20 protein-coding genes are annotated in these 21,310 nt (G+C 58.0%); 11 read left to right on the forward strand and 9 right to left on the reverse strand.

The features are described from left to right. Nucleotides 1-35: 35 nt before the first annotated feature. On the reverse strand, nt 36-1,490 hold the full coding sequence (gene tolC / locus ACR6AS_RS13530) for an outer membrane channel protein TolC (protein WP_111139897.1): 1,455 nt from the start codon (nt 1,488-1,490) through the stop codon (nt 36-38). Nucleotides 1,491-1,703: 213 nt separating this feature from the next. Here tolC and nudF point away from each other — a divergent pair, with 213 nt between their 5' ends. The 6 genes from nudF to ACR6AS_RS13560 all read left to right on the forward strand — a co-directional run bounded on the left by nudF (nt 1,704) and on the right by ACR6AS_RS13560 (nt 7,170). Next, nucleotides 1,704-2,339 (forward strand): ADP-ribose diphosphatase, encoded by a 636-nt coding sequence (gene nudF, locus ACR6AS_RS13535; RefSeq protein WP_111139896.1) that lies wholly within the window; start codon nt 1,704-1,706, stop codon nt 2,337-2,339. Beyond that, nucleotides 2,336-2,761 (forward strand): DUF1249 family protein, encoded by a 426-nt coding sequence (locus ACR6AS_RS13540; RefSeq protein WP_111139895.1) that lies wholly within the window; start codon nt 2,336-2,338, stop codon nt 2,759-2,761. Before nudF ends, ACR6AS_RS13540 begins: the two co-directional genes overlap by 4 nt. Nucleotides 2,762-2,803: 42 nt before the next feature. Continuing rightward, a complete protein-coding gene (cpdA, locus tag ACR6AS_RS13545) occupies nt 2,804-3,631 on the forward strand; it encodes a 3',5'-cyclic-AMP phosphodiesterase (RefSeq protein ID WP_111139894.1) in 828 nt (275 codons plus the stop codon). 3 nt (nt 3,632-3,634) lie between these two features. Further along, entirely contained in the window at nt 3,635-4,216 is a 582-nt protein-coding gene (yqiA, locus tag ACR6AS_RS13550) for an esterase YqiA (protein WP_434162508.1), read from the forward strand. 49 nt (nt 4,217-4,265) lie between these two features. Next, the gene (gene parE, locus ACR6AS_RS13555; protein ID WP_111139892.1) at nt 4,266-6,161 is read left to right on the forward strand and encodes a DNA topoisomerase IV subunit B; all 1,896 of its coding nucleotides are present in this window, start codon (nt 4,266-4,268) and stop codon (nt 6,159-6,161) included. Nucleotides 6,162-6,270: 109 nt separating this feature from the next. Then, nucleotides 6,271-7,170 carry a LysR substrate-binding domain-containing protein gene (locus ACR6AS_RS13560; RefSeq protein ID WP_293774539.1) on the forward strand — a complete coding sequence of 300 codons (900 nt, stop codon included), beginning with the start codon at nt 6,271-6,273 and terminating at the stop codon, nt 7,168-7,170. A gap of 196 nt (nt 7,171-7,366) precedes the next feature. On the opposite strand, the gene ACR6AS_RS13565 is transcribed toward ACR6AS_RS13560, so the two are convergent. Both ACR6AS_RS13565 and ACR6AS_RS13570 read right to left on the reverse strand, forming a co-directional pair. Next, complete coding sequence (locus tag ACR6AS_RS13565; RefSeq protein WP_111139890.1) at nt 7,367-7,675, reverse strand: putative quinol monooxygenase; 309 nt, start codon at nt 7,673-7,675, stop codon at nt 7,367-7,369. Between the two features lie 48 nt (nt 7,676-7,723). Continuing rightward, nucleotides 7,724-8,305: an NAD(P)H-dependent oxidoreductase gene (locus ACR6AS_RS13570; protein WP_111139889.1), complete on the reverse strand. Its 582-nt coding sequence runs from the start codon at nt 8,303-8,305 to the stop codon at nt 7,724-7,726. Nucleotides 8,306-8,418: 113 nt separating this feature from the next. Between ACR6AS_RS13570 and ACR6AS_RS13575 the strand changes: the two genes are divergently transcribed. The 4 genes from ACR6AS_RS13575 (at nt 8,419) to ftsP (ending at nt 14,047) form a co-directional block, all read left to right on the forward strand. Continuing rightward, the gene (locus ACR6AS_RS13575; protein WP_111139910.1) at nt 8,419-9,225 is read left to right on the forward strand and encodes a transporter substrate-binding domain-containing protein; all 807 of its coding nucleotides are present in this window, start codon (nt 8,419-8,421) and stop codon (nt 9,223-9,225) included. A 193-nt stretch (nt 9,226-9,418) separates the two neighbouring features. After that, nucleotides 9,419-11,692 carry a DNA topoisomerase IV subunit A gene (gene parC, locus ACR6AS_RS13580; RefSeq protein WP_111139888.1) on the forward strand — a complete coding sequence of 758 codons (2,274 nt, stop codon included), beginning with the start codon at nt 9,419-9,421 and terminating at the stop codon, nt 11,690-11,692. A 45-nt stretch (nt 11,693-11,737) separates the two neighbouring features. After that, nucleotides 11,738-12,475 carry a 1-acylglycerol-3-phosphate O-acyltransferase gene (locus ACR6AS_RS13585; RefSeq protein WP_111139887.1) on the forward strand — a complete coding sequence of 246 codons (738 nt, stop codon included), beginning with the start codon at nt 11,738-11,740 and terminating at the stop codon, nt 12,473-12,475. 141 nt (nt 12,476-12,616) lie between these two features. Further along, nucleotides 12,617-14,047 (forward strand): cell division protein FtsP, encoded by a 1,431-nt coding sequence (gene ftsP / locus ACR6AS_RS13590; RefSeq protein ID WP_111139886.1) that lies wholly within the window; start codon nt 12,617-12,619, stop codon nt 14,045-14,047. 91 nt (nt 14,048-14,138) lie between these two features. Here ftsP and dkgA read toward each other — a convergent pair whose 3' ends face one another. Next, on the reverse strand, nt 14,139-14,963 hold the full coding sequence (dkgA, locus tag ACR6AS_RS13595) for a 2,5-didehydrogluconate reductase DkgA (protein WP_434162513.1): 825 nt from the start codon (nt 14,961-14,963) through the stop codon (nt 14,139-14,141). A gap of 202 nt (nt 14,964-15,165) precedes the next feature. Between dkgA and ACR6AS_RS13600 the strand changes: the two genes are divergently transcribed. Next, nucleotides 15,166-16,074: an AraC family transcriptional regulator gene (locus ACR6AS_RS13600; RefSeq protein ID WP_434162515.1), complete on the forward strand. Its 909-nt coding sequence runs from the start codon at nt 15,166-15,168 to the stop codon at nt 16,072-16,074. Between the two features lie 30 nt (nt 16,075-16,104). On the opposite strand, the gene ACR6AS_RS13605 is transcribed toward ACR6AS_RS13600, so the two are convergent. The 5 genes from ACR6AS_RS13605 to ACR6AS_RS13625 all read right to left on the reverse strand — a co-directional run bounded on the left by ACR6AS_RS13605 (nt 16,105) and on the right by ACR6AS_RS13625 (nt 21,092). Continuing rightward, nucleotides 16,105-16,767 (reverse strand): DedA family protein, encoded by a 663-nt coding sequence (locus ACR6AS_RS13605; protein ID WP_111139883.1) that lies wholly within the window; start codon nt 16,765-16,767, stop codon nt 16,105-16,107. Nucleotides 16,768-16,941: 174 nt separating this feature from the next. Continuing rightward, entirely contained in the window at nt 16,942-18,132 is a 1,191-nt protein-coding gene (metC, locus tag ACR6AS_RS13610; RefSeq protein WP_418798432.1) for a cystathionine beta-lyase, read from the reverse strand. A gap of 134 nt (nt 18,133-18,266) precedes the next feature. After that, the gene (locus ACR6AS_RS13615; protein WP_111139881.1) at nt 18,267-19,553 is read right to left on the reverse strand and encodes a TRAP transporter large permease; all 1,287 of its coding nucleotides are present in this window, start codon (nt 19,551-19,553) and stop codon (nt 18,267-18,269) included. Nucleotides 19,554-19,567: 14 nt separating this feature from the next. Then, complete coding sequence (locus ACR6AS_RS13620; protein WP_293774549.1) at nt 19,568-20,074, reverse strand: TRAP transporter small permease; 507 nt, start codon at nt 20,072-20,074, stop codon at nt 19,568-19,570. Nucleotides 20,075-20,120: 46 nt separating this feature from the next. Then, nucleotides 20,121-21,092 (reverse strand): TRAP transporter substrate-binding protein, encoded by a 972-nt coding sequence (locus ACR6AS_RS13625; RefSeq protein ID WP_434162519.1) that lies wholly within the window; start codon nt 21,090-21,092, stop codon nt 20,121-20,123. Nucleotides 21,093-21,310: the final 218 nt, after the last annotated feature.

The raw sequence follows: 21,310 nt of genomic DNA on the forward strand, positions 1-21,310 counted from the left end.
CAGAGAGGCGGGCCGCAAAGCAGCCCGCCTGCTGATTAATTACCGAAAGGATTACCGCTGCTGCGACGTGCCGCCTCCGGCGAGCTGGTTGCCACAGGGCCATTATCCACGCGTGCGGTCTGCTGCGCGTTTTCCGGCGCCACCGTTTCCGGTGAGGTAGGGATCTCTTTACCCAGCTGGCTGTTCAGTTTCTGCAGGCTCTGCTCATTGAGCGTACCCAGCGCATAACTGATATTCAGCTGGTTGATCAGATAGCTGTAACGCGCGTCAGAGAGTTGCTGCTTGGCGTTATAGAGCACGGTTGTGGCATCCAGCACATCAACGATAGTACGTGTACCCACCTGATAGCCCGCTTCTGACGCATCCAGAGAGCTTTGTGCAGAGACCACGGCCTGTTTATAAGCATTGATACTACTGATGGAGGCGTTGACGTTGTTAAACGACTGGCGTACGTTCTGAACCGCTGAACGGTGCGCACTTTCCAGCTGCTCACTGGCGCTGACAAAATTATACTGCGCCTGTTTCACCTGCGAGGTCACGGTGCCGCCGCTGTAAAGAGGCAGAGAGAAGCTCAGGCCAACCTGATTTGAACCGATGATCGCGTCCGTCGAACCTGAACTCTGGTTCGCACGGCTGCCGCCATATTTGCTGTTCGACAGATTGGTTGAGGCCTTCAGATCCAGCGTAGGCATATGGCCGCTTTCAGCGTAGCGGATCTGCTCGCGCGCTAAGTCCTGGCTCAGACGCGCAGAGAGCAGCGACAGGTTACGGTTCTCGGCTTGCTTAAGCAGAGCGTTGACCGCGTCCGGCTTCTCGGTTTTGAAGCGATCGATGTTCAGCGAAGCCAGTGACAGGTAGTTCATGCCGGTGATCTGACGTAACGTTTCCACGCTATTATCAAGATCGTTTCGCGCGGTCACTTCGTTCGCCAGCACGCTGTCATACTGTGCACGGGCGTTCTGGACGTCGGTGATGGCGACCAGACCCACGTTGAAACGCTGAGTGGTCTGATCCAGTTCGCGATAGATAGACTGTTTCTGCGCTTCAATGTAAGAGAGCGTATCAATGGCTTTCAGCACGTTGAAGTAGGCGGTGGCGGTTTTCTGGATCAGATCCTGCTGTGCCACCTGATAGGTAACATCCTGTATTCCGGCCGTTTTCTCCTGCACCGTCAGCGCACGCCATTTCGACATATCGAAAAGGGTCTGGGTTAATTGCAGTGTGCCGCTGGTGGTATCGGAATGCAGACCGCTGTTATCGCGATAACCGCTGCTATAGGTATAGTCTGCACCCAGGCCGAGCTGGGGTAACAATGAGCCGCGCGATTCGTTAATCTTCTCAAATGCAGAATCGCGATCGGCAGCGGCGCTGCGCAGATCCGGGTTGCTCAGACGCGCTTGCTGGTAAACCTGAAGCAGGTCTTCGGCCTGGCTGGCGAAGCTGAAACCGCCCAGGCTCAGCCCAATAAAAAATGGGAGCAGTTTTTTCATTTGCATTCCTTTTGTTGCAGCAAATTGCAGTGGGTGCGCTGCCGGGTAAGCCAAAAAATTATCGCCGATTCTAGCAGAGGGCAACTGTGAGATAAGTTGGCTGAACGTGCCTTCTCCCTCTAATTTACGTAAATAATTCATAAAGAACCACTTACATGGAGCACGGTGACAGGCTTTTTTCGCTCCATCCCACTCTGCACAAGGAACCTGATGATGTCGGAAGAAAAAAAATCCCCTGTGACTTTTACAAAAAACGATGTAGAAATTATTGCACGCGAAACCCTCTACGACGGTTTTTTTTCCATTGGGCGCTATCGCTTCCGCCACCGCCGGTTTAATGGCGAAATGAGCGGGGAGGTGCAGCGCGAAGTTTTTGAGCGCGGACATGCTGCCGTGCTGCTACCTTATGATCCCTTACGCGACGAAGTGGTGCTGATTGAACAGATCCGCATCCCGGCTTATGACAGCAGTGCGTCACCCTGGCTGCTGGAGATGGTCGCCGGTATCATTGAGCCAGGCGAAACGGTCGAGCAGGTGGCGCGTCGCGAAGCTGTCGAAGAGGCGGGATTAACGGTCGGCCGGATTAAGCCCATGCTGAGCTATCTGGCCAGCCCCGGCGGTACCAGCGAACGTCTGTCGGTGCTGATTGGGGAAGTGGATGCCAGCCAGGCAGAGGGATGCCATGGTCTGGAGGAAGAGAATGAGGATATTCTTGTCCATGTGGTGAGCCGCGAACAGGCTTATCGCTGGGTGGAAGAGGGGATAATCGACAATGCGGCGTCTGTCATCGCCCTGCAATGGCTGGCGTTGCACCATGAAAAACTACGCGAAGAGTGGATACAAAAATGAAACAGCGCTATACCCCTGACTTTCCCGAAATGATGCGGCTCTGCGAAACCAATTTCGCCCAGTTGCGCCGCCTGCTGCCGCGCAACGATGAGGCGGGCGCATCGGTGATCTATCAGGTGAGTGGCGCCCGTTACCAGCTGACGATTCAGGAGTCGACCCGCTACACCACCCTGGTGGAGATCCGCCAGGTTGCGCCTGCCGTCAGTTACTGGAGCCTGCCTTCAATGTCGGTCCGGCTCTATCACGATGCGATGGTCGCCGAAGTGTGTTCAACTCAACAGATCTATCGTTTCAAAGCGCGCTATGATTATCCTAATAAAAAACTGCATCAGCGCGATGAAAAACATCAGATAAACCAGTTTCTCGCAGACTGGCTGCGCTACTGCCTGGCGCATGGCGCGATGGCAGTTCCGGTCTGCTGATGCGTATAATGCGGTAAATGGCGTGGAGACGAAGGAAACGCTTTGGATAGCCTGCTAACTCTTTCTGCGGCGAACGGTTCCGGATTCAGGATTTTACAAATTACGGATACCCACCTGTTCGCGGGAAAACATGAATCGTTGCTTGGGGTAAACACCTGGTCGAGCTACAAAGCGGTACTGGATGCGATTATCGCGCAACAGCGTGACTACGACCTGATCATCGCCACCGGCGATCTCGCCCAGGATCACTCAGCCGAAGCCTATCAGCATTTTGCTGAGGGTATCTCACGTTTGCCCCGGCCCTGCGTCTGGCTGCCCGGCAATCATGATTTTCAGCCCGCGATGGTCGATACGCTGGCCGCCGCCCATATCAATGCCCATAAACAGGTTTTGCTGGGTGAGCAGTGGCAGATTGTCCTGCTCGACAGTCAGGTCCCGGGCGTACCGCATGGGATGCTGAGCGACTATCAGCTGGAGTGGCTCGACAATGCGCTGGGGCGCTTTCCGCAACGGCATACGCTGGTCCTGCTGCATCACCATCCGCTGGCTTCGGGCTGTACCTGGCTCGACCAGCACAGCCTGCGCAATTCCCATCAACTGGACGCCGTACTGCAGCGTTATCCGTTAGCCCGGACGCTGGTCTGCGGGCATATACATCAGGAGCTGGATCTGGCGTGGCAGGGCCGCCGGGTAGTGGCGACCCCTTCAACCTGCGTACAGTTCAAACCGCACTGCACCAGCTTTACTATCGACACGGTGGCACCGGGCTGGCGCTGGTTTACTCTCTATCCGGATGGCCGTCTTGATACCGAGGTCAACCGGCTCGACACCGACGCTTTTCGTCCTGATTTAGACTCAGAAGGATACTGACGCGTGGCGGCTTTGCTCTATCTGCACGGGTTCAACAGTTCGCCCCGGTCGGCGAAGGCAACGCAGTTCCGGCAATGGCTGGAGGCACAGCATCCGGCGATCGAGATGATCGTTCCCCAGTTGCCCACTTTCCCGGCCGATGCCGCCGCAATGCTGGAGGACCTGGTGCTGAGTCGCAGTGGTGAAACCCTGGGACTGGTCGGCTCGTCGCTGGGCGGCTACTACGCCACCTGGCTGTCGCAATGTTTTATGCTGCCAGCGGTGGTCGTCAATCCTGCGGTGCGGCCGTTCGAGTTGCTGACAGATTTCCTGGGCGAAAATCAGAATCCCTACACCGGCCAGCAATATGTGTTAGAGTCTCGCCACATTTACGATCTCAAAGTAATGCATATTGAACCGCTGGAAGCGCCCGATTTACTCTGGCTGCTGCAACAGACCGGCGATGAAGTTCTCGATTACCGTCAGGCACTCGACTATTACAGCGCGTGCCGGCACACGGTAGAAGAGGGCGGAAATCATGCGTTTACTGGATTCGAGCGCCATTTCCCGCAGATTCTGGACTTTCTTGGTCTGAATCATCCCTGAGTAACGCGGAAATCGCACCCCATTTTATCTTTCTAATCAGACATTTACGATGAGTCAATCGAACTATAACGCGGATGCCATTGAGGTCCTGACTGGCCTTGAGCCTGTTCGCCGTCGCCCGGGGATGTACACCGATACGACGCGGCCCAACCATTTGGGTCAGGAAGTGATTGATAACAGCGTCGATGAGGCGCTGGGCGGCCACGCGAAGCGGGTTGAAGTGATTCTGCACGCTGACCAGTCGCTGGAAGTTATTGATGATGGTCGCGGCATGCCGGTGGATATTCATCCGGAAGAGGGCGTGCCTGCGGTCGAACTGATCCTGTGTCGTCTGCACGCGGGCGGCAAATTCTCCAATAAAAACTATCAGTTCTCAGGCGGCCTGCACGGTGTCGGGATTTCTGTGGTTAACGCCCTGTCAAAACGTGTTGAAGTCACGGTGCGTCGTAACGGCGAAATCTATGACATGGCGTTTGAAAATGGCGACAAGGTGCAGGATCTTACCGTCACCGGCACTGTGGCGAAACGCAACACCGGCACCCGCGTCCATTTCTGGCCGGATGAGAGTTTCTTCGACAGCCCGCGCTTCTCTGTGTCGCGCCTCTCGCATCTGCTGAAAGCCAAAGCGGTACTCTGTCCGGGCGTGGAAATTGTCTTTAAAGACAAGCTCAACAATACCGAACAGACCTGGTGCTACCAGGATGGTCTGACCGACTATCTCTCGGAAGCCGTCAATGGCCTGCCAACGCTGCCGGAAAAACCTTTTGTCGGCAGCTTTGCCGGGGATGTGGAAGCGGTAGACTGGGCGCTGCTGTGGCTGCCGGAAGGTGGCGAGTTACTGACCGAAAGCTACGTTAATCTGATCCCGACGATGCAGGGCGGTACCCATGTTAACGGTCTGCGTCAGGGGCTGCTGGACGCGATGCGCGAGTTCTGCGAATACCGCAATATTCTGCCGCGTGGCGTAAAACTCTCTGCGGAAGATATCTGGGATCGCTGCGCCTATGTGCTGTCGGTGAAGATGCAGGATCCGCAGTTTGCCGGACAGACCAAAGAGCGTCTCTCTTCACGTCAGTGCGCCGCCTTTGTCTCTGGCGTGGTGAAAGATGCCTTCAGCCTGTGGCTGAACCAGAATATTCAGACTGCAGAACTGCTGGCGGAACTGGCCATCTCCAGCGCCCAGCGCCGTATGCGGGCCGCCAAAAAGGTGGTGCGTAAAAAGCTGACCAGCGGACCGGCTCTGCCGGGTAAGCTGGCGGACTGTACCGCGCAGGATCTGAATAAAACAGAACTCTTCCTGGTGGAAGGGGACTCCGCAGGTGGATCGGCCAAACAGGCGCGCGATCGCGAGTATCAGGCGATCATGCCGCTTAAAGGCAAGATCCTGAACACCTGGGAAGTCTCGTCCGATGAAGTGCTGGCGTCGCAGGAGGTGCATGATATCTCGGTGGCGATCGGCATTGACCCGGACAGCGAAGATCTGTCACAGCTGCGCTACGGCAAAATCTGCATTCTGGCAGATGCGGACTCGGATGGTCTGCACATCGCCACGCTGCTCTGCGCGCTGTTCGTGAAACATTTCCGCTCGCTGGTGGTGGGTGGACACGTCTATGTCGCGATGCCGCCGCTCTACCGTATCGACCTCGGTAAAGAGGTCTACTACGCGCTGGATGAAGATGAGAAAGAGGGCGTGCTGGAGCAGCTGAAACGCAAGAAGGGCAAACCCAACGTCCAGCGTTTTAAAGGACTGGGCGAGATGAACCCGATGCAGCTGCGTGAAACCACGCTGGATCCAAACACCCGTCGCCTGGTGCAGCTGACGATCAGCGATGAAGATGTCGATCAGACGCTGCGCATCATGGATATGCTGCTGGCGAAAAAACGGTCCGAGGACCGGCGTAACTGGCTGCAGGAAAAAGGCGATACCGCCGATATCGAAGTGTAAAAAAACAGGACGCGCAAGCGTCCTGTTCGCTTTATGACGCCGGCATGATCTACCCGGAGCCTCTTTCGCCGCACCGGGCAGGTTTCAGTGAGCAGAGACAGTAACTATTGTGAAAATTACGCTGGAAGAGTTACGCGCCTGGGTCGCGGTGGTGGACAGCGGGTCGATTACGGCGGCTGCCGCCCAGCTGGCGCAGACCAGTTCGGGCATCAGTCGCGCTCTGTCGCGGCTGGAGAGCAAGCTGCAGACGACGCTGCTGCATCGTACCACCCGGCGGCTGGCGCTGACGGAAGAGGGTCAGGTATTTCTGACGCATGCGCGCCAGATCCTGGCCTCGGTTGAGCAGGCGGAAGAGCAGATCGCACAGCGACGGGAGGTTCCCTCCGGACGGCTGCGGGTCAACGCCGCCACCCCCTTTATGCTGCATGTGATTGTGCCGCTGGTGGATGCGTTCCGCGCCCGCTATCCGCTGATTCAGCTTGAACTCAATACCGACGATATTCTGATCGATCTGCTGGAGCAGCAGACCGACATTGCCATTCGCATCGGCGAACTGCGCGACTCCACGCTGCATGCCCGGATGCTGGGCAGCAGTGCGATCCGGCTGATGGCCAGTCCGGCCTACCTGGCGAAAGCGGGCACCCCGCAGAGCATTGCGGATCTGGCCCGGCATCAGACCATCGGCTTCAGCTATCCCGATACCCTTAACGTCTGGCCCCTCTGGCAGTCGGAAGGCAATTTTATGCGCTTCAGACCGACGATCGCGGCCTCCAGCGGCGAAACCATCCGGCAGCTGGCGCTGGCGGGACAGGGGATCGCGCGCCTCTCTGACTTCGTCAGCCGGGAAGATTGCGTGGCAGGACGGCTGGTGCCGGTGCTCCCCGCTGAAACCCGCGATCTGCGGTTGCCGGTTCATGCCGTTTACTACCGCAACACCACGCTCTCTTCCCGTATCGCCTGCTTCCTGGACTTTCTCCGCAGCGAGATCGATCGGCGTCAGCTGCTCTGAACCGGGCAGTCAGAAAGAAAAAACCCCTGTCACAGGGCAGGGGTTGAGTGATGCGGGTCAGGCCAGGTTTGCTTTCTGATCCTGCCTGCTCAGAGAGCAGCGTCAGGGTCAGCTGAGGCGTTGCTCTCAGTAACGCCTGGGTGTGAATCTGTCAGCCTTTGACCAGTGACGGGAGCATCAGTTATCAGCCTGTTAATCAGGCACTGGGCTCCAGTACCAGAATCTTCACATCCACTACGTCATCTTTAATGATGGCGCGATGCGCATCCATGTGCGGCATCTGCTGATGCTGCTCCAGATGGCGCAGGGTTTCCCACTGTTCCAGCATAAAAATGGAGTCTGGCGAGTTCTGCTTCCACGGCACCTGCGCCTGATGGTCCAGCAGCGCGTCATACTGATGGCAGCCCTCTTCCGCCAGGACCTGCGGGATCAGCTTTTTCACCGCATCCAGCACAGCCTGACGGCGACCGGGTTTAACACAAAGTTCAGCAACGACTGTTAACATTCGCGAATTCCTCTTTCATGGGAGAATAGGGAGTAGCCCCCCATCATCTTACGCAAAAACGCGGCTCAGATGGGTCCGATAAGCGGCGATATCGCGCGGCACGTCCGGTGCTTTAATCACATCGTTACAGATAAAGGTCGGCAGTGCTTCCATACCCAGGAACTGGTTGGCTTTATGGAAGTGCAGATAGAGCCCGTCGACGCCGACGCCTTCAAAGAACTGTTCAGGATCGGTAAAGGCCTGCAGCGGCGCGTTCCAGGTCAGTGACAGCATATACTTTTTGCCCTGTAACAGACCGCCGGAACCATACTTCTTCGCGGCATCGGCGCGGGTGCGGCCATCGCTGGCATAGAGTGAGCCGTGACCTTCCGTAAAGACTTCATCGATGTAACGCTTCACCGTCCAGGGTTCGCCCATCCACCAGCCGGGCATCTGATAAATCACAACGTCGCTGTCGAGATACTTCTGCACTTCGTCGGCGATGACATAGTCGCTGTCGGCAACCGTGACCGACACGTTATGCCCCATGTCCCGCAGCTGGCTGGCGGCCACGTCGGTCAGGGTGTGGTTCAGTTCGCCTTTGGAGTGGGCAAAGGTTTTGCCGCCATCGATAATTAAAATGTTGCTCATGAATCGTCTGCCTCGTTTTCTGAATATGCGCTCAGCTTACGCGCGCAGAGGCCAGAGAAAAATGGGAGGATGATCACAACACTTTTGCTTTGGCAGCAATAATGCGCCGCTTTATGGCACCATCGACGGGCAAACTCACTCTGAAAAAATCAAAAATGAAAAAAATTATCTTCTCGTTGCTGCTGGTCAGCGGGGCTGTCCAGGCTCAGTCGCATCTCGATACTATTCTCACCACTAAAACGCTGAAGGTCTGCACCACCGGGGATTACAAACCCTACAGCTTTCTGCGGCCCGATGGTCAGTATGAAGGGCTGGATATCAGCATGGCGAATGCGCTGGCGACCTCGCTTGGCGCAAAAGTGGAGTGGGTGCCCACCAGCTGGAAAAGCCTGATGCCGGACTTTCTGGCAAAGCAGTGCGACATTGCCGTCGGGGGGATCTCCGTGACCCTGAAGCGTCAGCAGACCGCCTGGTTCGCCCAGCCGCTGGACGTGGACGGCAAGATCCCGCTGGTGCGCTGCGCCGATAAAGCCCGTTATCAGACGATTGAGCAGCTGAACCGGCCCGGCGTGCGGCTGATTGAACCGGCTGGCGGCACCAACGAAGCCTTTGTACACAGCCATCTGCCTGACGCCACGCTGACGCTGTTCCACGATAACGTTACCATCTTCCAGCAGCTGGTGGATAACAAGGCGGACGTGATGATCACCGATGCCTCTGAGGCGCGTTACCAGCAGCAGCACTATCCGTCGCTGTGTGCGATCAACCCCGACAAACCGCTGCAGTATGGCGAGAAGGCGTACATGATCCCGCGGGACGACATCAGCTGGAAACTCTATGTCGATCAGTGGCTGCATCTCAGCACCGCCACCGGCGAATATGGCGGGATTGCCCGGCAGTGGATGGGAGCTAAGTCCTGAGTCACCGCCCGGGCGTGACGCGGCGTCAGCCGCGCTGAAGCGGGCGTTGCGTCGGCGGGTAAAATCCGGCTGGCGCAGGGCCTGATCTCCCGCGCTTCCCCTGTGACTAACACCAGCGAATAAGGTACTATCCTCGCCAAACCACCGCCGGGTGTCCCGCCGTTGTGGGCCACGATGTGAGGATGAGAAATTAATGAGCGAACTGACTCAGGATGGTGCAGAGCGTCTTGCCCTGCATACATTCACCGAGAATGCGTACCTGAAATATTCGATGTACGTCATTATGGACCGCGCGCTGCCTTATATTGGTGACGGATTAAAGCCGGTTCAGCGACGTATCGTCTACGCCATGTCCGAACTGGGGCTTAACGCCAGCGCAAAATTCAAAAAGTCGGCGCGTACCGTGGGTGACGTGCTGGGTAAATACCACCCGCACGGCGACAGCGCCTGCTATGAAGCGATGGTGCTGATGGCACAGCCGTTCTCCTACCGTTATCCGCTGGTCGACGGCCAGGGAAACTGGGGGGCACCGGACGATCCCAAGTCATTTGCGGCGATGCGTTACACCGAATCCCGTCTGTCAAAATATGCCGAGCTGCTGCTGGGTGAGCTGGGTCAGGGCACGGTCGACTATCAGCTGAACTTCGACGGCACCCTGCAGGAGCCGAAGATGCTGCCGGCGCGCCTGCCCAATATCCTGCTGAACGGCACCACGGGCATTGCCGTCGGGATGGCGACCGATATTCCGCCGCATAACCTGCGCGAAGTGGCGCAGGCGGCCATTGCGCTGATCGACTCCCCGAAAACCACGCTGGATCAGCTGCTCGATATCGTTCAGGGGCCGGATTACCCGACCGAGGCGGAGATCATTACGCCGCGTGACGAAATCCGCAAACTCTACCAGAGCGGTCGCGGCTCCATCCGTCAGCGCGCGGTCTGGAAAAAAGAGGAGGGCGAGGTTGTTATTACCGCGCTGCCTTATCAGGTGTCGGGCGCGCGCGTGCTGGAGCAGATTGCCAGCCAGATGCGCAATAAAAAGCTGCCAATGGTCGAGGATCTGCGCGATGAGTCGGATCATGAGAACCCGACCCGTCTGGTGATCGTCCCGCGCTCCAACCGCGTCGATCTCGATCAGGTGATGAATCATCTGTTTGCCACTACCGATCTGGAGAAGAGCTACCGCGTTAACCTCAACATGATCGGGCTGGACAACCGTCCGGCGGTGAAAAATCTGCATGAGATCCTGACCGAATGGCTGGTGTTCCGCCGTGAAACGGTCAAACGCCGGCTTAATTACCGGCTGGAACGCGTGCTGCGCCGCCTGCATATCCTTGAAGGTCTGCTGGTCGCGTTCCTGAATATCGATGAGGTTATCGAGATAATCCGGACAGAGGATGAGCCGAAGCCGGTGCTGATGTCGCGCTTTGGTATCAGCGAAACCCAGGCCGAATCGATCCTCGAACTGAAGTTGCGCCACCTGGCAAAACTGGAAGAGATGAAGATCCGCGGCGAGCAGGCGGATCTGGAAAAAGAGCGCGATCAGCTGCAGGCGACGCTGGCCTCTGAACGCAAGATGAATACCCTGCTGAAGAAAGAGCTGCAGGCTGACAGTGCCAGCTACGGCGACGATCGTCGCTCACCACTCTGCGAGCGCGAAGAAGCCAAAGCCCTGAGCGAAACAGAGCTGGTGCCGTCTGAACCGGTCACTATTGTGCTCTCCCAGATGGGCTGGGTGCGCAGCGCCAAGGGTCACGATATCGATCCGGCCGGGCTCAGTTACAAAGCGGGCGACAGCTATCTGGCGGCCGCACGCGGCAAGAGCAATCAGCCGGTGGCCTTTATCGACTCCACCGGCCGCAGCTACACGCTGGATCCGACCTCGCTGCCGTCGGCGCGCGGGCAGGGCGAGCCGCTGACCGGCAAGCTGACGCCACCGCCGGGCGCGGTAGTTGAACAGGTGCTGATGGAGCCGGACGACCAGCGTCTGCTGATGGCCTCCGATGCGGGTTACGGCTTTATCTGTACCTTCAGCGATCTGGTGTCGCGCAACCGTGCCGGTAAGGCGCTGCTGACGCTGCCGGAAAATGCCCGGGTGATGACGCCGATGGCGGTGCATCACGAAGATGACATGCTGCTGGCGATCACCCAGGCGGGACGGATGCTGATGTTCCCGGTCGGTGAGCTGCCGCAGATGTCGAAAGGCAAGGGCAACAAAATCATCTCGATCCCGTCGGCGGAAGCGGCTGCCGGTCAGGATAAACTGGCCTGGCTGATGATCCTGCCACCGGGCAGTGCCATCACGCTCCATGTCGGCAAACGTAAAATGTTGCTGCGCAGTGAAGAACTCCAGAAATTCCGCGCCGATCGCGGACGTCGCGGCACGCTGTTGCCGCGCGGCCTGCAAAAAATCGATCGTGTAGAACTGGATGCGCCCGCGCGTCCGGCAAGCCCGGATAGCGAAGCGTAAACTACCCGGCTGACCCTGCGTCAGCCGTGGCTCAATGAGGGAACTATGTTACTGATTCTGCGTACCATTATCGTCGTCATCTATTCGATCGCCATCTGTATCTTTGGCTCTGTCTGGTGTCTTTTCTCGCCGCGCGACCCGCGTCACGTCGCCCGGTTTGGTCATCTGTTTGGCAAACTGTCGACGGTGTTCGGCCTTAAAGTGGAGCTGCGCAAGCCGGAAGGCGCGGAGAAATATGGCAACGCGATCTACATTGCGAACCATCAGAACAACTATGACATGGTGACTGCGGCTAAAATTGTGCAGCCATCGACGGTGACGGTGGGTAAAAAGAGCCTGCTGTGGGTGCCGTTTTTCGGCCTGCTCTACTGGCTGACCGGTAACCTGCTGATCGACCGCGATGACCGCGCCAAAGCGCGTGGTACCATCGGCGAGCTGGTCGATCAGTTCAATCGCAAGCGCATCTCCATCTGGATGTTCCCGGAAGGGACGCGCAGCCGTGGCCGTGGCCTGCTGCCGTTTAAAACCGGTGCCTTCCATGCGGCGGTGGCGGCAGGGGTGCCGATCATTCCGATTGTGGTCTCTAACACCCACGGCAAGGTCAACCTGAACCGCCTGAAGAACGGGCTGGTGATCGTGGAGATGCTGCCACCGGTTGACGTAAAGGCGTTTGAATCCTCATCGGTGCGTAAGCTGGCTACCCACTGTCGCGAACTGATGGCGGCGAAGCTGGAAGAGCTGAACGCCGAAGTCGCAGAACGCGAAAAAAACGGAAAAATCTGACCGGCGACTCCTTCGCCGAACTATCCTGCATGGATGCCCACGGTGAGCCCGCGCTGGCTCGCCGTGAACGCAGCACAGCAAAAACAGATCAATAAAAACAGGGTCGGCGCTTAGCGCCACGCGTAAAGGGTCAGAAGTTTTATGTCTTTCAGCAGACGTCAGTTCATCCAGCTTTCTGCTGGCGTGGCGCTCAGCGCCACGGTTATGCCCCGTGCGGCCCAGGCCGCCTCATCCGCCAGCGGCGACACGCCGCTTCCCGTTCCGCCGCTGCTGGAGTCCCGTCGCGGCCAGCCGCTGTTTCTCACGATGCAGCGCAGTCACTGGTCGTTCAACGGCGATAACAACAAGGTGCCGGTCTGGGGCATTAACGGTCTCTACCTTGGCCCGACTGTGCGGGTCTACAGCGGTGATGACGTTAAACTTATCTACAGCAACAGGCTGAATGAGCCGGTTTCCATGACCGTCAGCGGCCTGCAACTGCCGGGCGCGCTGATGGGCGGCGCACCGCGAATGATGTCGGCGGGCGTGGACTGGTCGCCGGTGCTGCCGATCCGTCAGGCGGCCGCGACCTGCTGGTATCATGCGAACACCCCAAACCGCATGGCACCGCACATCTACAACGGTCTGGCAGGAATGTGGCTGGTGGAAGATGAGGTCAGCAAACAGCTGCCGCTGCCGAAGCACTACGGCGTGGATGACTTCCCGATCATCATTCAGGACAAACGCCTCGATAACTTTGCGACGCCGGTGTATGACCCGCCACAGGATGGCGGCTTCCTGGGTGACACGCTGCTGGTCAATGGCGTGCGCAATCCGTTCGTCGAGGTCTCGCGCGGCTGGGTTCGTCTGCGTCTGCTGAACGCGTCGAATGCGCGCCGCTACGAGATGGTGCTCAGCGACAACCGGCCGTTTATGGTGATTGCCAGCGACCAGGGTTATCTGCCTGCACCGGTGGCGGTGCAGCGTCTCTCTCTGGCACCGGGCGAACGCCGCGAAGTACTGGTCGATATGTCGCAGGGCGACGAAGTCTCGATCACCGCAGGCACGGCGGCGGGCATTATGGATCGGCTGCGCGGCTTCTTTGAGCCCTCATCCATTCTGACCTCGACCCTGATCCTGACCCTGCGGCCCACCGGTCTGCTGCCGCTGGTGACCGATAATCTGCCGATGCGGCTGCTGGCCGATCAGATTCTGGATGGCACGGCGGTTCGCACGCGGGAGTTCCGTATCGGTGACAGCATGCCGGGCATCAACGGCGCGGTATGGGATATGAACCGCATCGACACCACGACCCAGCAGGGCACCTTCGAACGCTGGATCCTGCACGCTGACCGGCCCCAGTCGCTACATATTCAGGGCGTGATGTTCCTGATCAAAAGCGTCAATGGCGCACAGCCGATGGGCGAAGATCGCGGCTGGAAAGATACGGTGTGGGTTGATGGCAGCGTGGAGCTGCTGGTGAGCTTCCCGCAGAGTTCGTCCGACCACTTCCCGTTCGTCTACTACAGTCAGACGCTGGAGCTGGCGGATCGCGGAACCGCAGGTCAACTGGTGGTTCAGCCCACTGCATAAGCGCGCGGTCAGGCCGGATAACCCGCCTGACCGCGTTTTTCACCCGCCGCCGGTGACCAGACGGCGGATATGATTACCCTGAAACTGCGTCTCAGTTAAAGGTTTCCGGGTCTGGCCCCAGACGGTTGCCGCTGTCCAGCTTCGTTATCTCACTCATTTCATGCTTATCCAGACGGAAATCGAAGACCTTAAAGTTCTCTTCGATACGCGCTGGCGTCACGGACTTCGGAATCACCACCAGGCCGCTGTCCAGATGCCAGCGGATCACGATCTGCGCCGGGGTTTTGCCATATTTCTTCGCCAGAGATTTGATGATCTCCTGATCGAATACCCCTTTACCGCCCTGAGCCAGCGGACTCCAGGATTCGGTCTGGATCTGATGCAGCGCGTTCCAGGCGTGCAGGGTGCGCTGCTGCAGCATCGGGTGCAGCTCAATCTGGTTCACGACCGGCGTCACGCCGGTTTCATCCAGCAGTCGCTTCAGGTGCGCCTCGTGGAAGTTACAGACGCCGATGCTTTTAGTCAGTCCCTGCTGCTGCAGTTCAATCATCTTCTTCCAGGCGTCAACGTAGTGATCTTTTTCCGGGCACGGCCAGTGCATCAGATAGAGATCCACCTGCTCCAGTTTTAGTTTCTCCAGACTGGTTTCCATCGCCTGCTGAACGTTCTGCTGATCGTCGTTCCACAGTTTGGTGGTCACGAAAATCTCTTCACGCGGCACATCGGTCTCCTGCAGTGCCTGACCAATCGCCTCTTCGTTTTTGTAGGCGGCGGCGGTATCGATTGAGCGATAGCCGACCTCAAGCGCTTTCAGCACCGCATGGCGCGCATCTTCGATACTGGCCTGCCACACGCCGAGTCCCAGTTGCGGCATCATATTGCCATCGCGCAGTTTGATAATGGGCTGGTCTGCCATAGTTGCTCCTTTCCGTTGCGGTTAACCCGTGAGATTTCACTGTGCTTAAGTCTAGCCAACAATTGTCAGCCTGCTCAGCTCAGGCAACATCTGCCGCCCCGGGTTATGCCTGATCCCGTCAACTTCTTGCCTGATTCTCCAGACCGCTGGCGATTCAGGCACAGTCACGGCACACTGAATTTTTGTCCGAAAAGGAGTCACTATGGCGCACGATGCACTGTGTCACCGGCTGGCACAGCAGGTAGTTACCTTAATGACGCACGGTCATGACCGTCTCTGTCCGGTTGAAAATGTGTCGCTGATTTATGCGAACCAATATCGTCCCCGCACGCCGATGATGTATCAGCCCGGCATCGTGATCCTGTTTCAGGGCAGCAAAACCGGCTATCTCGGCAGCACTACCTTCCAGTATGACGCCAGCAAATACCTGATGCTGACGGTGCCGCTGCCGGTAGAGTGCGAAACCTGGGCCTCGCCGGATGTCCCGATTGCCGGGCTCTGTCTGAACGTCGATACCGCCAGCCTGCAGGATCTGCTGATTGAAATCGGTGATGACGACCAGTTCCAGCCGCAGCCGCTGACCTCCGGTATTCACTCGGCGTGGCTGACGGAACCGATGCTGTGTGCCGCCGAACGGCTGCTCGATGTCATGACTCAGCCGCGCGATGCGCGGGTACTGGGGCCGCACATCGTCCGGGAGGTTATCTACTATGTGCTGACCGGCCCGATCGGCGGGGCGCTGCTCTCACTGGTCAGCAGACAGACGCAGTTCAGCCTGATTGCGCGTGCGCTGCGACGGATTGAGAATCACTATGCGGAAAACCTCAGCGTGGATGCGCTGGCGGCCGAGGTAAACATGAGCGTTTCCGCCTTTCACCATAACTTCAAGGCGGTCACGCAGACCTCGCCGTTGCAGTATCTCAAGCGCTATCGCCTGCATCAGGCGCGCCTGCTGATGCTGCATGATGGGCTGAAGGCGAGCGCGGCGGCGGTGAGGGTTGGCTACGAAAGCCCGTCCCAGTTCTCGCGGGAATTTAAACGTTATTTTGGCGTGACGCCGGGGGAGGAGGTCAGCCGGGTCAGGCAGACGGTTGCGGATCCGTCCGCCTGAGCAGCGGCGGACCCGGAGGCAACGGGCGCGTCAGGCCCGTTTCTGCCGACGCTTCTTCCAGATGACCAGAATGCTGCCGGAGAGGCCAAGCACCAGCAGCACCATCGGCAGGACCATCAGGATTGCCATCACCTGATCTTCGTGGCGCTTGATAAACGGTACCTGGCTGATGCCATAGCCAAAGGCCACTACAATTCCGACCCACAGCACGCCGCTCAGCCAGTTAAACAGCTGGAAGCGACCATTCTGCAGGCCGGAAATCCCGGCCATGGTTGGCAGAATGGTGCGGACAAACGCGAGAAAACGGCCAACCAGCAGCGCCATCAGGCCATGTCGGTTGAACATATTCCAGGCGCGCTGGTGATACTGCGCGGGCAGATGCATCAGCCAGCTCTTTACCAGCCGGGTATTGCCCAGCCAGCGCCCCTGCAGATAACTCAGCCAGCAGCCCAGACTGGCGGCTGTCGTCAGGATCACCATCGTTGGCACAAAATCCATTACCCCTTTTGCCACCATCGCGCCTGCCAGCAGGAGCAGGCTGTCGCCTGGCAGAAACGAGGCGGGTAACAGACCATTTTCCAGAAACAGCGTCAGGAACATCACGCCGTACACCACCCACACCACATCCGGGTTCGCCAGCGCGGCAAAATCCTGATGCCAGAGCGCCTGGACTATCTCGTGTAAAACACCCATTAGCTATTCCATCACGTCACAAGGAACTATCCGTCGGCATCCAGATTACACAGTTAATGCACGAGTGACCTGAACGATGCGGGATAAATTTTAACAACAAAAATGCGATTGCCCGGCAGACTCTGCGGACAGCCGCCATCGGTTTAGCATCCGTTTACGCTTTGTTTAACTGACTCAGCGCGTCAGACGCGAAAATCCCGCCTCCAGGTCAGCCAGCAGGTCATCAACGTGCTCCAGGCCGATGTGCAGTCGAACCAGGGTTCCTGTGAAATCCACACCGCCCGCCGGACGAATAGCGGCCAGCTCTTCGGGCTGATTCGCCAGAATCAGCGACTCATAGCCACCCCAGGAGTAAGCCATGCTGAAATGATGGAAGTGGTCGAGATATTCCGCCAGCTGGGCGTCACTCAATCTTTCCTGCAGGATAAAGGAGAACAGGCCGCTGCTGCCGTTAAAATCGCGCTGCCAGTACGCATGCCCCTTGCTTTGCGCCAGCGCCGGATGGTTGACCCGCGCCACTTCCGGACGCGCCGCCAGCCACGTCGCCACCTGCAGGGCGCTCTCTTCATGCTGACGCAGACGGGTGCCCAGGGTGCGCAGACCGCGACTCGCCATGTAGGCGGTGTCGGCATCGACCATCTGACCCATCAGATAGGAGTTCTCGCGCAGCTGATCGATACAGCGTGCATTGGCTACGGCGGTGCCGATCATCGCATCGCTGTGGCCAATCAGATATTTGGTGCCGGCCTGAATGGAGATATCGACGCCGTGCGCCAGAGCATTAAATAAAATCCCGGCTGCCCAGGTATTGTCGAGCATGATGATCGCGTCGGGTGCGCGGGCGCGAACGGCCGCGACGATCGCCGGGATATCCTGCACTTCCATGGTGATGGAGGCGGGCGACTCAAGGAAAACCACCCGGGTGTTAGGCTGCACAAGCTCAGCGATTTCGCTGCCCATAGTGTGATCGAACCAGCCCGTCGACACCTGCATTTTCGCCAGAATCTTTGTGCAGAAGTCCTGCGTCGGTTCATAGACCGCGCCGCTCATCAGCACATGATCGCCAGCTTCCACAAAGGCCAGAATCGCGTTCGCCACCGCTGCCGCGCCACAGGGGTAGAGCACGCAGCCTGCGCCCCCTTCCAGCTCGGTCATCGCATCCTGCAGCGCAAAGTGGGTGAGGGTGCCCCGGCGGCCATAAAAGAGTTCGCCTTTTGCCCGGCCTGCGGTGGCGCGTTTTTTCTCCGCAACGCTATCGAAAACCAGCGAGGAGGCGCGCTGAATGACTGCATTCACCGAACCCTGGGTATAACGCTTACTGCGTCCTGCGCTAACGAGCGTGGTATCAATTTTTCTGGTGGTCATGAGTCGCCTTTGCCGCTTCTGACTAAGCCCTCACGTTATCATGAAACGACCAGCAGGGTTGAGACTCAATGGCGATTATCAGAGTGCGTCGCAGCATAAAAAAACGGGCCCGCGAACGGGCCGCTTTTATTGTGCTACATCACGCCCATCAGGTGGGGTAACCAGAGTGAAATGGCAGGGATATAGGTAATCAGCATCAGCACCAGGAACAGCATGCCGTAGAAGGGCAGCATCTCGCTGACCACCTGTTCAATCTTCTGCTTACTTACCGCGCTGGCCACAAACAGCACCGTGCCGACCGGCGGCGTAATCAGCCCGATCCCCAGGTTGGTCAGCATGATCATGCCGAAGTGAACCGGATCGATGCCCAGCGCGGTCGCTACCGGCAGCAGCACCGGGGTCAGGATCAGGATCAGCGGTGCCATATCCATCAGCGTTCCCACCACCAGTAACAGGATGTTGATGCACATCAGAATCACATATTTGTTATCGGAGAGGCTGGTGAAGGCTTCTGTAATCAGGGTCGGCAGCTGCATAAAGGTCATGACCGCCCCGAAGCCTGCCGCAAAGGCGATCAGCACCATAACGATGGTGACGGTTTTAATGGTGCGGAACAGCAGGATGTGCAGCTGCCGCCATTTGAAATCGCGGTAGATAAACATCGTCACAAAGAAGGCCCAGAGACAGGCGATGGCGGCAGATTCCGAGGCGGTAAAGATGCCGGAGAGGATGCCCCCCATGATGATCACCACGGTAAACAGCCCCCAGAACGCATCGAAGAAGATCTTCAGCGCCTGACGAAACGGGATCCGTTCACCTTTGGGGTAGCCGCGTTTACGGGCAAAGCCCAGACACATCACCATAAGGCAGGCCGCCAGCAGCAGGCCAGGGAAAATCCCGGCAACAAACAGGGAGGAGATAGTCACCATGCCGCCCGTCGCCAGTGAATAGATGACCGAGTTATGACTGGGGGGCGTCAGCACCGCCTGCACCGAGCCGCTGGCGGTGACGGCGGCGGCAAAATCCCGTGGATAGCCTTTCTCCTCCATCTGCGGGATCATCACCGAGCCAATCGAGGCGGTATCCGCCACCGATGAACCGGAGATCGCGCCAAAGAAGGTCGAGGCGACGATATTCACCAGGGAGAGCCCGCCGCGAATAAAGCCGACAAAGATATAGGCGAAGTTGACCAGCCGCCGGGCAATGCCGCCCTCTGCCATAATCGCGCCAGCCAGAATAAAGAACGGGATGGTCAGCAGCGAAAACTTGTTGATGCCGTTAGTCACCTGAATCACCACCGCCTCCAGCGGCAGATCGATCCACCACGCCCCGATAAAGGCGCTGAGGCCGACGGCGAAGGCGACCGGAAAGCCCACCATCAGCAATACCAGCAAACTGCCTATCAGAATCAATGCATCCATTTTTCTGCTCCGCGTTAGTGGGTGCCGCCCAGCGAGACGATCGGCCGCTGGCTCTGATCGCCGTTCAGCAATCGCTCAATGACAAACAGCAGGGTAAAGATCGCGCCGATCGGGATCGGCAGGTAGATCTCGCCGTATGTTATCGCGGGCAGTGCCGCGAGACTCTGCACCCACATCGCTTCACACAGGCTGTAGCTGGCCTGAAAGATCACCAGGCAGGTGACGATCATCAGCAGATCGCTGACGCGCAGCATCAGGCGCTGTCCGGCGGGTGACAGGCGATCGGTGATCATCGACACGCAGATATGGGTTCCGGCGCGCAGGCCCACCGGTGCGCCGATAAACGTAAAAATGATCATGCAGATAATGGCGACCGGTTCCGGCCAGGAGAGGGCACTGTTCATCACGTAACGGGCGAAGATCCCAATCGGGATCACCGTCACCATGATCAGCAGCGCCACAGCGGCCACCAGCATACAGAGCAGATAAAGCCCATCCATCAGACGCGTATAAGCAGTCATAATTGATACCTGATTAAGCACGCCACACGGCAGTGTGGCGCCGGGATTATTTCACCTCAGCGATCCGGGTCATCAGATCCTGATATTTGCCGCCAAACTGATCGCGCACCGGCTGCGTCGCTTTAACGAAATAGTCGCGGTCGGTCTGCTGGAACGTGACGCCGCCCGCCTTCATCTTCGCGATCGAGTCGTCGGTGTAGGTCGCCCAGAGCTGGCGCTCTACATCCTGCGCCTCTTTACCGAGCTTCTTCAGCAGCGCCTGATCGTCGGGCTTCAGGCGATCCCAGGCGCGTTTTGAATAGAGGATCATCTCCGGCTGAATAAAGTGGCCGCTGAGGGTGTAATACTTCGCCACCGGCAGATAGTTGTGGGCCACAAAGGTCGGGGGGTTGTTCTCGGTGCCATCGACCACGCCGGTCTGCATGGCGCTGAACACTTCACTGACGCCCATCGCCACCGGGTTTGCGCCCATCGCTTTCAGCGTTGCCAGCGAGATGGCGCTGTTCTGCACCCGGATCTTCATCCCTTTGAGATCCCCGGGCTGCGCGAGGGGCTTTTTGGTGATCATGTTGCGCTCACCGGCGTCGGTCCAGCCGAGAAAGACCATGCGGGCGTTGGGATCGTTATCGAACCGGCTGGCGATCTCGCGACCTATCTCACCATCCAGAACCTTGTGCATGTGGTCAACGTCGCGAAAAATATAGGGCAGCGTCAGCACGCTGGTTTCCGGGGCAATCGAGGTCACCGGTGCCAGCGAAACGCGGATCATATCGATGGCGCCGAGTTGCACCTGTTGCAGCGTCTGGTCTTCATCACCCAGCACACCACCGGCATAGATCTTCATCTCCAGCCGTCCGTCGGTAGCCTGTTTCAGTTTGTCACCCATATGCTGCAGAGCGATCACCGTCGGATAGCCCGCGGGCTGCACTTCGGCAACTTTAATGACCTGTGCCTGGGCGGCAGCGCTCATCATCATCACCGCCAGGGCAGTCGCCAGGCCTGTTTTTGTCATTCTCATTATATTGTCTCCCGCAGAGGTAGGACGGCCCGGGATTGGGGCAAACCGGAGAGGGCCGTGAGGAGCCAGCATAGTGAAAACCGGCCTGAGTAAAATGCAGCGATGCTGATTGAATGAATTCCATCACATTTTGAAACGTTGTTTTAATAAATTTTCATGCAGCTTCACATTTTAGAAACATCCGGGCATATGCCCTCTGAAAGCGGTCGCAGACAGCG

Source organism: Pantoea phosphatilytica, assembly GCF_051025615.1.
GTDB lineage: Bacteria > Pseudomonadota > Gammaproteobacteria > Enterobacterales > Enterobacteriaceae > Pantoea.

Excerpts from the sequence above, each read along its gene's own strand:
- tolC (WP_111139897.1), bottom strand. The coding sequence starts at position 1,490 with ATGAAAAAACTGCTCCCATTTTTTATTGGGCTGAGCCTGGGCGGTTTC.
- nudF (WP_111139896.1), top strand. The coding sequence starts at position 1,704 with ATGTCGGAAGAAAAAAAATCCCCTGTGACTTTTACAAAAAACGATGTA.
- ACR6AS_RS13540 (WP_111139895.1), top strand. The coding sequence starts at position 2,336 with ATGAAACAGCGCTATACCCCTGACTTTCCCGAAATGATGCGGCTCTGC.
- parE (WP_111139892.1), top strand. The coding sequence starts at position 4,266 with ATGAGTCAATCGAACTATAACGCGGATGCCATTGAGGTCCTGACTGGC.
- ACR6AS_RS13565 (WP_111139890.1), bottom strand. The coding sequence starts at position 7,675 with ATGTTAACAGTCGTTGCTGAACTTTGTGTTAAACCCGGTCGCCGTCAG.
- ACR6AS_RS13570 (WP_111139889.1), bottom strand. The coding sequence starts at position 8,305 with ATGAGCAACATTTTAATTATCGATGGCGGCAAAACCTTTGCCCACTCC.
- ACR6AS_RS13575 (WP_111139910.1), top strand. The coding sequence starts at position 8,419 with ATGGCACCATCGACGGGCAAACTCACTCTGAAAAAATCAAAAATGAAA.
- parC (WP_111139888.1), top strand. The coding sequence starts at position 9,419 with ATGAGCGAACTGACTCAGGATGGTGCAGAGCGTCTTGCCCTGCATACA.
- ACR6AS_RS13585 (WP_111139887.1), top strand. The coding sequence starts at position 11,738 with ATGTTACTGATTCTGCGTACCATTATCGTCGTCATCTATTCGATCGCC.
- ftsP (WP_111139886.1), top strand. The coding sequence starts at position 12,617 with ATGTCTTTCAGCAGACGTCAGTTCATCCAGCTTTCTGCTGGCGTGGCG.
- dkgA (WP_434162513.1), bottom strand. The coding sequence starts at position 14,963 with ATGGCAGACCAGCCCATTATCAAACTGCGCGATGGCAATATGATGCCG.
- ACR6AS_RS13600 (WP_434162515.1), top strand. The coding sequence starts at position 15,166 with ATGGCGCACGATGCACTGTGTCACCGGCTGGCACAGCAGGTAGTTACC.
- ACR6AS_RS13605 (WP_111139883.1), bottom strand. The coding sequence starts at position 16,767 with ATGGGTGTTTTACACGAGATAGTCCAGGCGCTCTGGCATCAGGATTTT.
- metC (WP_418798432.1), bottom strand. The coding sequence starts at position 18,132 with ATGACCACCAGAAAAATTGATACCACGCTCGTTAGCGCAGGACGCAGT.
- ACR6AS_RS13615 (WP_111139881.1), bottom strand. The coding sequence starts at position 19,553 with ATGGATGCATTGATTCTGATAGGCAGTTTGCTGGTATTGCTGATGGTG.
- ACR6AS_RS13620 (WP_293774549.1), bottom strand. The coding sequence starts at position 20,074 with ATGACTGCTTATACGCGTCTGATGGATGGGCTTTATCTGCTCTGTATG.
- ACR6AS_RS13625 (WP_434162519.1), bottom strand. The coding sequence starts at position 21,092 with ATGAGAATGACAAAAACAGGCCTGGCGACTGCCCTGGCGGTGATGATG.